11 protein-coding genes are annotated in these 14,218 nt (G+C 66.4%); 5 read left to right on the forward strand and 6 right to left on the reverse strand.

The window, feature by feature from the left end:
• Positions 1-115: 115 nt before the first annotated feature.
• The 3 genes from HUX53_RS30440 to HUX53_RS30450 form a co-directional block, all read right to left on the reverse strand.
• Positions 116-1,573 (reverse strand): N-6 DNA methylase, encoded by a 1,458-nt coding sequence (locus HUX53_RS30440; protein ID WP_176406665.1) that lies wholly within the window; start codon positions 1,571-1,573, stop codon positions 116-118.
• 479 nt (positions 1,574-2,052) lie between these two features.
• Positions 2,053-2,526, reverse strand: a complete 474-nt coding sequence (locus tag HUX53_RS30445; protein ID WP_176406666.1) for a hypothetical protein — start codon at positions 2,524-2,526, stop codon at positions 2,053-2,055.
• Between the two features lie 9 nt (positions 2,527-2,535).
• The gene (locus HUX53_RS30450) at positions 2,536-3,771 is read right to left on the reverse strand and encodes a helix-turn-helix domain-containing protein (protein ID WP_176406667.1); all 1,236 of its coding nucleotides are present in this window, start codon (positions 3,769-3,771) and stop codon (positions 2,536-2,538) included.
• 839 nt (positions 3,772-4,610) lie between these two features.
• Between HUX53_RS30450 and HUX53_RS30455 the strand changes: the two genes are divergently transcribed.
• The 3 genes from HUX53_RS30455 to HUX53_RS30465 are packed head-to-tail and all read left to right on the forward strand — an operon-like array spanning position 4,611 to position 7,065.
• Complete coding sequence (locus HUX53_RS30455) at positions 4,611-5,657, forward strand: radical SAM protein (protein WP_217920110.1); 1,047 nt, start codon at positions 4,611-4,613, stop codon at positions 5,655-5,657.
• Complete coding sequence (tmk, locus tag HUX53_RS30460) at positions 5,654-6,286, forward strand: dTMP kinase (RefSeq protein WP_176406668.1); 633 nt, start codon at positions 5,654-5,656, stop codon at positions 6,284-6,286. The genes HUX53_RS30455 and tmk overlap by 4 nt, the downstream gene beginning before the upstream one ends.
• A complete protein-coding gene (locus HUX53_RS30465) occupies positions 6,271-7,065 on the forward strand; it encodes a hypothetical protein (protein ID WP_176406669.1) in 795 nt (264 codons plus the stop codon). The genes tmk and HUX53_RS30465 overlap by 16 nt, the downstream gene beginning before the upstream one ends.
• Positions 7,066-7,071: 6 nt before the next feature.
• Here HUX53_RS30465 and HUX53_RS30470 read toward each other — a convergent pair whose 3' ends face one another.
• Positions 7,072-7,623 carry a class IV adenylate cyclase gene (locus tag HUX53_RS30470; protein ID WP_176406670.1) on the reverse strand — a complete coding sequence of 184 codons (552 nt, stop codon included), beginning with the start codon at positions 7,621-7,623 and terminating at the stop codon, positions 7,072-7,074.
• 242 nt (positions 7,624-7,865) lie between these two features.
• Between HUX53_RS30470 and HUX53_RS30475 the strand changes: the two genes are divergently transcribed.
• Together HUX53_RS30475 and HUX53_RS30480 are read left to right on the forward strand one after the other, a co-directional pair.
• Positions 7,866-8,360 carry an ATP-binding protein gene (locus HUX53_RS30475; protein ID WP_176406671.1) on the forward strand — a complete coding sequence of 165 codons (495 nt, stop codon included), beginning with the start codon at positions 7,866-7,868 and terminating at the stop codon, positions 8,358-8,360.
• Between the two features lie 763 nt (positions 8,361-9,123).
• Entirely contained in the window at positions 9,124-10,074 is a 951-nt protein-coding gene (locus HUX53_RS30480) for a MarR family transcriptional regulator (RefSeq protein ID WP_176406672.1), read from the forward strand.
• Between the two features lie 277 nt (positions 10,075-10,351).
• On the opposite strand, the gene HUX53_RS30485 is transcribed toward HUX53_RS30480, so the two are convergent.
• Together HUX53_RS30485 and HUX53_RS42720 are read right to left on the reverse strand one after the other, a co-directional pair.
• Entirely contained in the window at positions 10,352-11,245 is an 894-nt protein-coding gene (locus tag HUX53_RS30485) for a replication-relaxation family protein (RefSeq protein ID WP_176406673.1), read from the reverse strand.
• Positions 11,242-13,830, reverse strand: a complete 2,589-nt coding sequence (locus tag HUX53_RS42720) for a type IV secretion system DNA-binding domain-containing protein (RefSeq protein WP_176406674.1) — start codon at positions 13,828-13,830, stop codon at positions 11,242-11,244. Before HUX53_RS42720 ends, HUX53_RS30485 begins: the two co-directional genes overlap by 4 nt.
• Positions 13,831-14,218 lie beyond the last annotated feature (388 nt).

Here is a 14,218-nt window from a genome sequence, read left to right on the forward strand (position 1 = left end):
TCGTCGATCTCGCGTACACGTACTCGTTCTGCCACCCGGACAGGGTGACGGCCACACGGCGCCGGGCACAGCCTCAAGACGGCGTGTCACATCACAACAGGGCGAACGTTGCCTGCTACGGCACTAGCTTCAGTAGCCCGTCCCCGTGGCGACGTGCGATTGCACGCATTGACTGCTGCCCAGCCTCGCCTGCTAGCCACTCCCCAAGCCGCTGGCCGACGCTGCTCGGTACACCTTGGCGCATTCGCAGCCCATACAAAGTGTTGGTCGGGATGGCACCGGCCCCATTAGTTACGACCCGGAATTGCTGCTTACCCATGGGGCCGATCAATAGATCGGGTGGAGGAATTTGCTCTACCGCGTACCAAGGATTGCGAACCTTGCAGAGATATCGTTCGTGAATACCTTGCCTTACGCCTTCGGCAATGACACGACTTACCTCTGGATCCTGGGCATCGCTTTCGGTTATCTGCAACAGCCAGCATCGGAGGTCAGCCTTGGCTATCTGCTGGTGCACTTCTAAACTGAGAGCATCGCCTGGGACCTCACGCAAACGGCTGATCGCTCGCACATAGCAATGAGAAGGCAGTGGTTCCACTTCGCGATTTGTCTTCAGGAAGAAAGTATTCGCTCCAGTTGCGACACCTCGACGAATGATCGCGACCCGCGCCAGGGCTTCCGTTGTGGAGAGAGTGGACCGATTGCGCCTCATAGGCTGCCGCAAATCTGGTGGTTGGAAGGTCGGCGGTGTTGTCCCTTGGCGGATCACCTTCTCTTGCTCTGAGGAGGAGAAGCCTATTCTCGTGCTTCCGGAGATTCGATGTAGAATCAACGGCTGTCGACGATTCTTTTCTGGTCCGACGAAGATGACCATAGCCGCGACCTGTGTACCCGGAAACACCTGCATGTCGTCCGGGAAGAGATGGAGTTCGACAAGCCGTTTAGTTAGCGTCCATAGATACTCGCGTACAGTCCGTGCATAATCGGCCTCGAGCCAGTTGGCAGGCAATAGAAGACACAAGGAATCCTCGGAGTCAAGCCGATTCAAGCTAGCGGCGAGAAAGTCGGTAGACAGACCTGCGCGTTTTCCTGGCGCCAGTCTTCCTCCGCTCGTCTGTGCTGCTACCTTTTGAGTTCGAGTCAGTTGCTGATGGCGCGTAAAGGGTGGGTTTCCGAAGATGAGGCGTGGCCCGCGCAAGTCATTCCAGTCCGTATTCAGCCACTGCAAGAAATCGTCCTGGCGGACTTGCAGTCGACCGGTGGTGCTGCGCCTTGCACTTTTGATTGCGAAATTGGAGCGGGTCGCCAAAAGTCCCAACGTGACCAGGTTGACATCTACGGCATGAACTTCGGCTCGTGGCCACCATCGTAGGGAAGCAGAGGTAAAAGCGCCCACCCCTGCTCCAGGGTCAGCGACGGTCGCTGGCTTTTTGGGCAAGCGTCCGTGAACGATCTGACGCATATAAGTCAAAACGGAAGGCGGCGTGAAGAATGTTCCCAGGCGTCGCCGGTTTGGCCCTGCAACAATTCTCTCATAAGTCAATGCAAGTGGATCGATATCGCCTTCAAGCACCTGACAGAGTTGAGACAAGAGCCTATCTGGCGGGCGGGCAATGCTGGAGCACCACCTGTCCACTTCTAGGGGGAAAATGCTCATCCGGCCACGGTTGGCAGCGCTAGCGCTACGATCAGCCAGTCCTCCTGCGACTCCGCCCAAAGCTGCTAGTAGCGCCCGCTGCCGATCTGTGGTTCCAGGTACCGCGTGCTCAGGAAGAGGTTCTGCCTTCTGCTGGGTACACCACCGGACCAGCTCAGCGACGATCGTGTGCAGGTCAGCGCCCAAGGACTCTGCGGACGCCGCAACTCTGGCGTCCGCACTGCCCGCGTCGGCGCCGTCAGTCAACGGTGAACAATCTGAACCAGCCCTATACACCTTCATAGTGTGCCAGAAACGGTGCTCGTGCACCGCTCGTCCCGGGAGCAAGTGTAGATTGGGCGAGACCGGATACGATCGCTAATCTGCTGATCTATCATGGCTGTCGAAGCGCGAGGTCAGCCTCTTGTTGCGCCAGTGGGCCAGATGACGCCGATGTGCTTCTGGAGGGCTTGGGCGGCTTGGACTACGTCGGCCGTGCCGCCGTAGCCGCGTGCGGGTTGGCCGTCCCAGACGGCCCAGAGTTCGTCGGCGAGGGTCAGCATGTGTTGGCTGGCGGCCATGTGGGCTTCGCTGGTGGATTCGGTGAAGGCCATGCGGTGTACCTGGGTGGCTTGGGCGAGGAGTTTGCGGTACTCGGTGTGGTGCTCTTCGGGTAGGCCGGCGAGGTACTGCTCTGCGGGGACGATGACCTCGATCTGGCCGCCGTGGGCGAGGACGGCTCGGGCGAACAAGGTGTCGGCGCCGTCGGCGAGGCAGGTCAGGCCAGTGAGGTCTGCGGTGATCGGGGAGAGGGCCTCGTCGAGCGCTTCGGCTACCAGGGCTTCGGTCGGGGGTGGTAGCGAGCGGTGGCCGGAGATGGCGATGCGCAACGGGTTCTCCTAGAGCAGGGTTGATCTGAGGCGGTCGTCGAAGCGGGCGACGGTGGGCGTGGTCGTGGGGGCGTTGCTGTAGCGGAACTGGCGGGCTTGTCTGATGATGCGTTCGGAGCTGTAGGTGATGCCGGTGTTGAGGGCGTCGAGGGCGAGGGTGAACGCCTCGTCGGTTTCCCCGCGTTGGCAGGCTGCGGTCGCTACTTCCAGGGTGGTCAGCGCGGCCTGTTTGGGTGCCGGTTGGGCGGTCGGAAGCGACTCGGCGAATGCGCGGGCTGCTTCGGAGGGTTGGCCTAGGCGGACAGCGACGGAGGCTCGGATGCGTGCGAGCTTGGCCAGGTCGAAGGGGTAGACCCAAGGCCAGGGCGGTGGGCCGTCGGTGCGGGCGATGGCGTGCTCGGCGGTCCTGAGTGCCTGAGTTGTGGCGTGCTCGTCCGGGTGGGGGTTGGAGGCGTGCGCGAGCGCTTCGAGGGAGGCCAGCCAGGCGGTGGGTGTGCTTCCGGCGGAGAGTGGCAATGTCTCGCGGGCTTTGGCGATCATGGCGAGGCCGAGTAGCGGGTCGTCGGCGGCGTCGATCTCGAAGGCGGCGAGGCTCCCGGTCATGTAGACGGCGAGCACGTCGTTCTTGGCGAGCTTCGCCGCGGTGATCGCCTGGCGGTAGTAGGTACGGGCGCTGCCGAGGTCGAGCATGTCCATCGACAGCCAGGCCGCGAAACCGGCGGCTTCGCTGACGGCGGCGGCGACGACGGGGGCGTGTGGGCCTGCGGAGCGGTGGGCTCGGACGGCCAGCTCCAGGTGCGAGCGGACGCCATCGATGAGGTCGCGGGAGCAGAAGGACGCGTCCAACCGGCGCTGCGAGCCGGTGATGGCCGTCAGGTCGGCGGCCGTGTTCTCACCGGTGGTGAGCGCGGTACGGGGTGACGGCAAGAGGGCCAAGGCGGCGAGCTTGCCGAATTGCCTGCGATTCGTGGGATCTTCCTCGTCTATCTGGTGATCGCCGAACCGGAGGAGTTCTGGGGGGATGCCGAGTCGGCGGATGATGATGCGGACCTGAGCGAGCGTGAGCGAGGTCTCCCCGCGGAGCACCTTGGATGCCCAGCTCTGTGTGTAGCCGACCGCGTCAGCGAGGTCGGTCTGGCTCCAGCCTCTCGCCTTCCGGATCTCGTCCATCAGGGTCGGCACGTCGCAGGTGGCGAGGGCCTGACTCACGGCCGGAGTCGACCAGAAACCGAGCGGCTCGTTCATGGAATCTAGGCTACGCATCGCCTCTGAGCGGCGGAGAGTCCTGTTTGGAATGGGCGGGCTCTCGTTCCTAGTCGGGGTAGTGGTAGCGCCTTCCCCGATTGTCTGCCGAACGTGACGATCAGGTAGCCGAGCGAACGCACTGCGTTATCGGCGCTTCGATCACTGACCGCCACCTTTAGGAGCCGTTCCCGATGAAAGATGACGAACGGGCCCTAAGAGTGGCGGACGGGCATTACGGACTTTCGCTCCCCAACTACGGCGACAGATCACCCGCCCACTCGACTGTTTCGATGCAGCGTGCTGCCCAGGGGCTGCGCGAACGATTTCCCTGGGTGCAGTGTTGGTGGGGGTCGTATACGCGGCGTTGGTGGGCGTACATGCCGGGAGTCGGCAGGCTGATCGAGGCGGGCGGCCCGGAGCAACTGTCCGAGGAGATCCTGCGGGCGCTGGGCCGGCCATGGCGGTGAAGCCTGGCGGGTGCGTGCCGCTCGAAGTCTGCGGAGCGCTGGTCGAGGAAGCGATCCGTGAAGCGCTGACCGGGCGGTTTTTCAGAGGCACGGTCGAAGAGACGTTGGCGGTAGCCCGCGGGAAGGTCGAGCAGCTTCGCACTGACCTGGCTGAGGCAGAGGACGGAACACGGAGTCTTCCCGCCTGCAGTTCTTCCGCTGATCAGCGGAAAGACGTGTGAGATCTGGACGGCCTGGTTGGGCGGGCCCGGCGGCCATCCGAGACGGCCGGGCTCGGAGATGTTTCAGCACCTTGGACGGGCAGGAGGCCCCAGAGTGAGACGGTCCTTAATTCTCGACACCCATGCCAGCTCCTGCTACTTCCGGACGTCGGTGGGCGAGGGGGAGCGCAAGGCGCTCGTGCAGATCACCGAACGCTGCAACCTGCACTGCGCGCACTGCTTCGTGTCCTCGACGGCGGTGGGCGGTGACATCTCGCTGGCCGACTTCACCGGCAAGGTGCTGCCCCGGCTGCGAGCCGCGCGGGTCGAGCGCATCACGCTGACCGGTGGGGAACCGTTCGTCCACCCCGAGCTGCTGCCGATCTGCCGGGCGGTCATCGAGACGGGCTTGCCGGTGGGTGTCTGCACCAACGCCACCCGCGTCACCGACGAGCAGATCGCGGAGCTGGTCGCCCTGGGCGATGTACACGTCAACGTCAGCCTCGACGGCTTCCGGCCCACCTCGCACGGCAAGTTCCGCGGCAATGTCGCCTCCTTCGAGGTGACGGTGGAGACCACCCGCAAGCTCGCTGCGGCCGGCCTGCTGCAAGGGCTGCTGTCGACTCCGAACGTGCTCACCGACCCGGAAGAGTTCGCTGACCTGTGCGCGTTCGCGGTCGAGATCGGGGCCAAGTACGTGCTGATGAACCCGCTGTCATCGTTCGGACGCGGGGTCAAGTCGCAGGGTCGGCTGGCCGCCCCCGACGAAACGATGCGCGCCATCGAGGCGGCTACCAGGCGCTTCGATGGACAGGGCGTGGAACTGGTCCACATCCGCTTCCCCAACGAGGACAAACCCCTCGCTGGCTGTGACGCCGGAAAGCTGATCTACGTCTTCGCCGACGGTGCCACTGCGGTCTGTCCCTACCTGGTCTTCGCCGCCCGAACGCCGCAGTCCAAGTACGCCGACACCGAGTTCCTGGTCGGAAACATCCTGGTGGACGACGTCACCGAGGCACTGGACGGCTACGACCTGGCCGGGCGCCTCGCGATGGGACACAACGACACTTGCCGTTCGTGCACGCTGAACGGCACGTGCGGAAAGGGCTGTCCGGCTGCGGTGGTCTCGCGCGGGCAACGCATCGGCGAGGTAGACGTCGAGCAGTGCCCGCAGACTGACGGCAAGCCGCTGCTGCAGATAGGACGGCGGCCGACGTGACCGGAATCTTCATAGCGATCGAGGGGCCCAACGGGGTCGGAAAGTCGACCAGCGCGCGTCTGCTGGCCACGCGGCTGGCCATGCGCGGACACTCGGTTCACCTGACCACCGAGCCGAGTTGCTCCCGCCTGGGAGCCCTGATCCGGCAGACCGAGGCGGAACTGTCGGGCCGGGCTCTGGCACTTGCGGTCGCGGCCGACCGCGCCGCCCATGTGGCAGACGAGATCGAACCCGCGCTGGCCGCCGGAAAAGTCGTCATCAGCGACCGCTACCTGCCCTCCTCGCTGGTTCTGCAACGCCTAGACGGGCTGCCTCTGGCGGAGATCTGGCGTTACAACGCCTTCGTGCCACACCCGTTCCTCACCCTCTACCTTGAGGAGGATCCCGCGGTCATCGCCGCCCGCTTGAAGGAGCGCCAGGTTCTCAGCAGGCTTGAGCAGGCCGGCTCGCCCAGCCGTGAGTTGGCGCTCTACCGCAAGGCGTACGCGTTTCTGGGACGGCGACGCTGGCGGCAGGCGCGTATCGACTGCCGTGGCCTGGCGCCCGATGAAGTAGTGAAGGCCATGCTCGGCCGCATCGAACTGTTGAACCTCTGGGAAAGGAACCCCTCGTCGTGCTCTCGGTCCTGACCGTCAACCTCGGCGCGGCGGCCCGTCCACGTGCCGAAGCCATGCTGGACTGGCTGGCCGCTCGCCCCGAACAGGTGCTGCTGCTCACCGAGACCAGCGCGGGGCCCGGTACGGCCTACCTGCTCGAACGTTTCCGCGAGGCCGGACACACCGTCATCAGGACCCCGGACGAAGGCGAGCGGGGCGCGGCCATCGTCAGCTGCGTCAAAGTTCTGGAGGAGTCGTCGGCGAAGCTCGACGGTGTCACAGTTCCCGGACGGACCGCCGCCTGCCTCCTGGACTGCGAGCCACGGGTCTTCGCCGTCGCCGTCTACGTGCCCAGCCGGGACCGAAGCCAGAGCAAGACCACCCGCAAGCAGCAATTCATCACCTCCTTCCAGACGGCCCTGGCGTCCTTGCCGCAGGAGTTGGCGGCCAATGCCCTCATAGGAGGTGACTACAACGTCATCGGCCGTGACCATGAGCCCAGGCACCGCGGCTTCCTGCCGTTCGAGTACGGGCTCCTGGAGACGCTGGAGGCGACCGGCTATGTCGACACGTACGCGAGCCTGTACCCCGGCGAACAGGCGCACTCCTGGATCGGCAGGACCGGCGACGGCTACCGCTACGACTACTTCCACGCCGGGCCGGCCCTCGCCGACAGGGTCACCGACTGCCGGTACCTTCACGAGACCCGTGACAGCAAGCTCACCGACCATGCGGCGCTCACCGTGACCCTGGACGTCGTCCCCAACTTGTTGCCCACAGCTGACCCGGCCACCAGCGGCGCGCTGTTCTGAGCTGGTTCAAGCGCTGTGATGCTGTGCAAGCCGGACGAGCGAGTCGTAGGTGTCGGTCACCCTCTCCAGCTTGACCCCCAGGTTGTTCGCCCATGCGTCCAGCTGTGCCTGAATGGCCAGGCCCGACTCGTCGGCGGTCGTCACTGCTTCGATCTCCAGGAACGGTCCTATGCCCTCGACCTGGTCCACGCACAACGACCACCGCCCCGCCCGCCCAGTCCGACGCTCCTTAACGATCCGGACCGTTGGACGGAACCCCATCTGCAGTAGCGCGTCGTGCATCTGCTCGGCGTCGGCCACGATCGTCTCGGCCTCCAGGCAAGCCATCTCGTTGTCCTGCGGGGTCTTCACAGTGAACAGGTGCTGGCCCTGCACGGTCCGGAGACGTCCGAACGGGACACCGGTCTTGGGCTTGCCGTAGTCCCACCACGTCGGTGCGTACGCCTGATCCTCTTGGAGGATTGGCGTGCACAGCGAGACTCCCTGATCGGTCAAGGCGTGAAGCAGCGCGTCCTGCTCGATCACGCGGTACTTGACCTCGATCTCCTGAGCTTCCACAGTCCCCCCGGTCGTGACGAGTGCGTGCGAAGGAGCCTAATGGCGCCGGCGTCCTCGCGGGGAGTTTTGTGCAGGCCGGACGAAACCCATGGGGATTTTTGCGACACCGAACCGGCGTAGTTTTTGGAAGAAGAATCCGGACTTGACCTTGGCTGCCGAGGCGAGCGTCAATTGCTGTCCGGCCGTCCGTGACATGCGCGCCGATCCTCGGCGGCGGACGGCGAACAAAGGAGGAAAACGAGATGGAAAACACGAAACTGGTCGGCTCGACGGCCGACGAATGGCTGTGGTCGTCGGGAAGGATGCGCTGGCGTCGGGTGTACGCGGGACGTGCCGATCAGGTCCGGGCGGCAAGGGCGTTCGCCGAGGCTCTGTTCGTGGGCATGCCCTGCGTGGACATCGTCGCGCTGGCCGTCGGCGAACTGGCCGCGAACGCGGTCCGGCACACGCGCTCCGGGGAGGGCGGTGACGGCTGGTTCGGGCTCGAGATCGTCTGCGAGAACCCGGTCTACGTCGCCGTCACCGACATGGGAGGCCACGGAATCCCGACCGTTCTGCCGGAGGGGTACGGCGGCTCCTACAGCGAGGGAGGCCGGGGACTTCGGATGCTGTACGAGCTCGCGCTCATGTTCGGCATGCACGGCAGCAGCACCCTCGGACACACCGTCTGGGTCGACATCGACCTCAACCGCAAGCTGGAGGCCGACCCGCAGGCATCGGTCCACCTGGTGTCATAGGGAGGGTCCAGCCTGCAGCTATCAGGCTGGACCCTCGCGCCAAGGATAGTCAGCTCGCGTGAGGCGGCTCCGTCTCTGCCCGGCTTCGGGCAGAGACGGGCCGCCGTTCTATCTGGGTGGCAAGATCGTCAACGGCAGAGAGCTTCTGGCCCCTTCTGCTGGACCTTCATTTGCCCCTTCTCCTGGACCTTCACGTTATGAAGAGAAGCCCCGAGCTTAGGCGTAAGTGCAGGTTGGGTCGCTTCCGTGCAGTGTGAAGCGCTCCCGACTCGTCCCTACAGACGACCAGTAGTAGTTGCGCGCGTGTGGTGGTGGGTGGCTGCGGTTTGAGGCTGACCCTTGGCCTACCTATTTCGCGTGCCGGAGTCTCCACGTGCCGGCCAGTTGAAGGCCGACCCCTCTCGTGCACCGAGCGCGGCGCGATGGCTACCACTGAGGTTGCGCTACGTGAGTCTGCCCGGAATGACCCGTCCAGACTCACCCGTCGAACACGGCCCGGACGCTGAAGGTGACCCCCTTTTAGGCAGCCGAACGGCGTCGCCGAGGGGTTTCAGTCAAGTCATTCGTCGTGCCCGATCGGTAAATATTTCGCCGGTTGTGAATGTTAGGCAAGCCTCTCCAGCCGTTTTGGTGACGTAATTTGTTGGCCGGTCGTCTTGAGGTCGGCGCTATATCGAGTGACGGTGGTGTTGCAACAGAAAAGCACGCCACGGAAACCCGGTAGCGGGAATGTTGCCGGGCGTCATCGAAAAGGAGCCATGAAATGGCAGCGAACACCATCACCGTCAACGCCACCGCGACCGACGCCCAGGTTCCCGCTACGGCCCCTGTCACCGCCCCGACCGCCCCGACTACCCCTGCCGTCCCTACGGACGTCAGCGGGGACGGTGCGGCCGTGTTCGGCGCGGTGGCCGCTACCCCCGGTGTGACCGTCCCCGTCCTGGCCACCGCGACCGGTCTGACGCGGGCGGTGGTGAAGGACGCCCTCACGGCACTCGTGGCGGCGGGTCACGTCACGCGGACGCCCGGCGCGAAGGGCGCCAACACCGACACTTGGGCGCCGGTCCCCGTCGCCTCGTCGGACGGCACCGCCGCCGAGGCCACGGCGGGTGTGTCGGCTGACACGATCGCAGCGGCGATGAAGATCATGCAGGACGAGGCCGACCGACGGGCGGTCGCTGAGGCCGACCTGCAGAAGGCGATCGCCGACGAGGAGGCCCGGCGGGCGCAAGCGGTGGCCGAACTGGCGCGGCGTCAGACGGCCGAGGCCACCCGGCGGGCCCTGTCGGACCTGATCACGGCGGCCACGACCGCCTACGCGGCGGTGGCCGCTGAGGACGACGACGCCATGACCGCCGGACTGGACCGGGTGTACGCGGCCACCGCCGAGGTTCGCCGCGCCACCAAGACCACCGTCCGCAGCACGGGGATGCCCGCCGGTAGCGGCAACGGCAACCGGAACGGAGGGCACCGGGCGACGCCGCGCCCCCTGCGCCCCGAGGTGATCGCCCACCTGTCCGCCCACCCGGACACCGACTTCACGCCCGGTGAGATCGGACGGGTACTGGAGCGGTCGTCCGGGGCGGTCGCCAACGCCCTGGCCACTATGGCCGAGCGCGGTGAGGCGGTCATGACGTCGGAGAAGCCGGTCCGCTACCGGTCCGCCGCCCCCGTGGCCGACGGCGGGGGCGAGTCCGGTGACGTGACCGCCTGACGTGCCCGCCGGGCGGTTGCGCCTGGCGGGGGGTAGGCGACGGTGGCGTTCCCCCGGTCACGGGTGAACGCCACCGTTGTCTTGCTCCTATGGGTGTCTCGTCGTCCGGTGGTGCGGTGCCCACCACGGCGGCGCGCGCCGCCGTGGTGACCGTTGGCGGGCCGGACGGCGGCGTGGTGGCACATGGGACCGGGCGGCCGTGATGCGGCGCGTAGGGGCGACCATGGGGCGGTGGTGGCCGCCCCACGTCCGGGCCGCTACGGACGGGCGGTGGCGGTCACATGGTGAATTCCCACGCGTCGGCCAGCGTGGCCAGGCGTTGACGGGGACCGGTGATCCCGGCAGGTAGCCAGACGGCCCCGGCGGGGCCTTCACCCGAGGTGGTGGGCGTGTGGACGGCGGTGGCGACCGGGACTCCCGGGACGCCGAGGAGCCTGCGCAGGTTCGCCTCACGGGCGGCGCTGGGCAGCCAGAACAGGACGGGCGTGGTCGATCCCGTCTCGCGGGCGAGCGCGGTGTAGCCGTTGAGTTTGGCGGCGACGCGGGCGAGGCGTTCGGTACCCGTGTCGTGTTCGAGGAAGAAGGCGACCTCGGCCGGCGAGCAGTGCCTTCGAGGTTCGCTCCATCGGCCGAAGGCGTCCGGGCGGGCGTGGTCGCCCCATTGTGAGATGCATCGGCGTTCCGGGAGCCACTGGACCAGGCGCGTACCGGCGTCTCGGTTGCGGGCGTAGGCGCGGAGGCGAACGAAGAAGTCGTTGACGCCGACTTGGTGGCCGAGCCGTGGTGAGACGGCGATGCCCATGACGGTCTCATGCCGGTAGCCCAGCTCCCGCAGACTGACGCCCTGCTCTACGGCCAGCACGTGGGCGCCTGCGGGACCGAGAACCCAGTGTTTGGCGGCCGTCCCGTTCGGGATCCACGGCCGGAACGACGACAGCGTGTGCAACTCGTGGAGTTGGCGAAGCCGCTGGTGGGTGCGTTCGGACGTCCGGAAGAACAGGGCGGTGATCTGGTCGCTGGTCAGGACGCGGTGTTCCCAGAGCAGCCCGAGGAGAGCACGGTCCCGGGTAGTGAGCCGGTGCGCCAGGTCGGCGATCAGTGCGGCCGTCACGCGCGGCGGGTGAGGCTCGCGCTCGCGGAGCCGATGGGCGGGCTTTGTCGGCTTGGTCACTCCTCGACCTCCCGGTCATGGTTCGCCTCGGGCGCGTTCAGGCTCACGTCGTCGGGAGCATCGAAGGCGTCAAGGGACGGTTCGACGAGTGCCCGTGGTCGGGCCGTGGGCGCCATGGCGCCGTTGTCGGCGGGTGTGTACGCCTCCCGCGAGGCTTGCCTGACGGCCTCGGCACGGCCCGGAATGGGCGGGGGCAAGGGACGGGTCCGCAGTGTGAACGCTGCCATCGGTGCGTCGTTGTGCATGGTGCGGGCGGCGGCCTGGTACTTGCCCAGGTGGCACAGGTCGTGTTGGGCGACCGTGGGCCCGGTGTGTTCGACCAGGGCGCGGGCGTCTTCGGGTGAGATCGCGAAGTACATCTTGTTGCGTGCGTCGGCGGACACGGCGTCGCGCAGGTCGCGGGGAAGCTGCGACAGGTGCTGGTGTGCGATCACCAACGAGAGCCGGTAGGCGCGGGCCTCGGCGAGGATGTCCGAGACGGAGCCCGGCAGGTTGAGGAAGTTGTGCGCCTCGTCGATATAGGCGACGGCGTCGCGGCGAGCGTGTTCGGGCAGGTGGGCGCGGGGTGTGATGGCCTGCCAGGTGTGCGCCAGCAGCAGCGACCCCAGTAGGCGCGAGGCGTCCTCGCCGAGCATTCCCTTGGCGGCGCGAGCGAGGATTAGCCCTCCGCTGTTGAGGATCTCGCCCAGGTCGACGGTGGAGGCCGAGCCCGACAGTGCGTCACGGACGAAGGGACGCATGAGGACGGCCCGGAGCTTGTTCATGATCGGACCGATCAGAGCGGCGCGTCCGCCGGGTGAGAGTTCGTTGTAGTCGCTCCAGAATCCCTGTAGGAGGGCATCGTGACCGAGTCTGGCGACGGTGCGGGCGCGGTAGGCCGGATCGGTGAGCAGGGTCGGAACATCGGCGAGACTGGCGTGCGGCCCGTACACCTTGGCCAAGGTCAGGCAGGCCGAGCGGAGCAGATCGTCCATGCGCGGTCCCCAGTGGGCGGCGAAGCAGCGCCGGAAGGTCGTCACGATGGCCTCGACCGCGAAGTCTCGATCATGCCCTGCGAGAACGTTGACACAAGGGGGCCGCCCAGGCTGGTCGGGGTCGAAAACCACCGTCTTGCCGATGGCACGCTCGGGCAGCCGTTCCAGCAGGTCGGCGATCAGGTCTCCTTTCGGGTCGATGACGAGCGCGCCGCGTCCGGCATGGGCGTCGGCGAGAATCTGACCGGCCAGGAAGGTCGACTTGCCGGTGCCGGTTTGGCCAAGGACGTGCATGTGTTGGCGGGCGTCCGCGACGGTGACAGCGACCGGGCGCGGCGTCCCTGCGTCGCTGTCTCCAAGGATCCGCACTGCTTGGCCGGGCATGCGGGCGGAGGGCACGGCCGGAGAAGGGAATGACGAACGGGCTCCGGCACGGATGACCCCCGGCGCGTCCAGGTCGTACGGGAGATGGGCGAGCGCGGCCAACTCGTCCACGTTCAGCAGGTAGCCCCGCCCGAGATGGCGACTCGCCATCCGCCGGCCCGTTGCCAGCAGGCGCCGGGTCTCCAGGTGCTGGTACCCGGAGGCGAACAGAGCGAAGGACCTGTAGATCTCGTTTGCGCCGTTGTGGAGCATGCCGCGCACCTTGCGCTGAGCGTTCAGCTCGGCGAGGAGCCCTGCGGTGGTGCCTGCCTTGTCGAGCCGGACCCCGTTCCGGGTGGTGCCTTTGGCGTACCTGATCTCCACCTCGAACCGCGGCTTGCTCGCCTTGGCCAGGATTGCCTTCACCTGCTGGGCACGCTCGGGATACAACTGAGCGATCTCGCTGGAGGTGAGATGGCCGTGGTTGAGGTCGGCGCCGGGCGTGATGAAGTCGAAGAACGCGCCCTGCACGCTTCTGGAACGGCCACCTCGAAGTTGGGCGACGGTCCGGATGGCCCGCCCGGCGCGGCGGCCGGTGCAGGGGCGGGCCAGGATCTGCACGGCCGCGTAGTCACCTTTCGGGAGTCCCGCCATCGCGCCGAGCAGCGGCCGTAGCGGGTCGGCCTTGTGGTCGATGGCGAGCGGAAGGTCTTCCTTGTTGCCCAGCGTCAGTCGCCCTCCGGCAGCCTGGGCCTCAATCGGGATTGGTGGTGTGGTGGGCCGGGTGGTGATGGTGGCACCCGGCCAGGCCGCCTGAACGGACTTCTCGATCACGTCCGCCGCGATGGTGCCCGGCACCCACACCTGGAAGCGGATGCCGTGCTCGTCGGCCACGTACTCGAACACCAGATGCGGTTGCCCGAAGACCCAGCGCTTCCATTTGGGGCCGAGTTGCCCGGCCTGATGCTTCCACCATGCCGCGGCGCTGTCGGCCTCAACGTTCGGGGGCACCGCGATCTCGACCAGCCGTGTGGTGCGCGAGTGGTACCGGTTGCGCCACCGGGTGACCGCAACGCGGGCGCTGGTGACGGTGACCCAGACGGCGAGGACTACGCCGATGATCTCCGGGCCGTGCCGGGCGAGCAGGCCGAGCAGCAGCGTGGGCAACTCGGGGAGCAGGTGGACGTGGTCTTCCAGCCACTGGACGAGCGAGTTGGCGGGCTGGTGCTGTTCGGGTGCGTCGGGCACGTTCAGATGGATCTCCTCCAGAAATGCAGCCGATGTGGACAGTGCCGCGAGGGAGTCGTGGATTCTCGCACCCATAAAGCACCGGTGTGGAGCGCGAAATTCGCCCCGAGGTCGAGAGAAATTACTGAGACTTGATCGAATAAAATGTCCAAGGTCACGCTGGCTGAATTATGGCTACCGTGCGTTGGTTTTGACCCTCCTTGGCCTTGATGTGCGTGCGCCTTTGTTGTCCTTGCTGGTGTGCGCGCGTTAGCTTGCCTTCCCGGATGAAGCCGCGTGCAGGTCGTCGGCCGCCTATCGGCCCTTCGCTAAGTAACTGGACCGCTCTGGGGCGCAGATTGGACGCGGCCAACAGTCGTCTTCGCGATGTTTTTAAGGGGGAGTTTTC

Source organism: Actinomadura sp. BRA 177 (assembly GCF_013372625.1).
In the GTDB taxonomy this organism is placed as follows: Bacteria; Actinomycetota; Actinomycetes; order Streptosporangiales; family Streptosporangiaceae; genus Spirillospora.

Excerpts from the sequence above, each read along its gene's own strand:
- HUX53_RS30450 (WP_176406667.1), bottom strand. The coding sequence starts at position 3,771 with ATGAACGAGCCGCTCGGTTTCTGGTCGACTCCGGCCGTGAGTCAGGCC.
- HUX53_RS30475 (WP_176406671.1), top strand. The coding sequence starts at position 7,866 with ATGGAAAACACGAAACTGGTCGGCTCGACGGCCGACGAATGGCTGTGG.
- HUX53_RS30480 (WP_176406672.1), top strand. The coding sequence starts at position 9,124 with ATGGCAGCGAACACCATCACCGTCAACGCCACCGCGACCGACGCCCAG.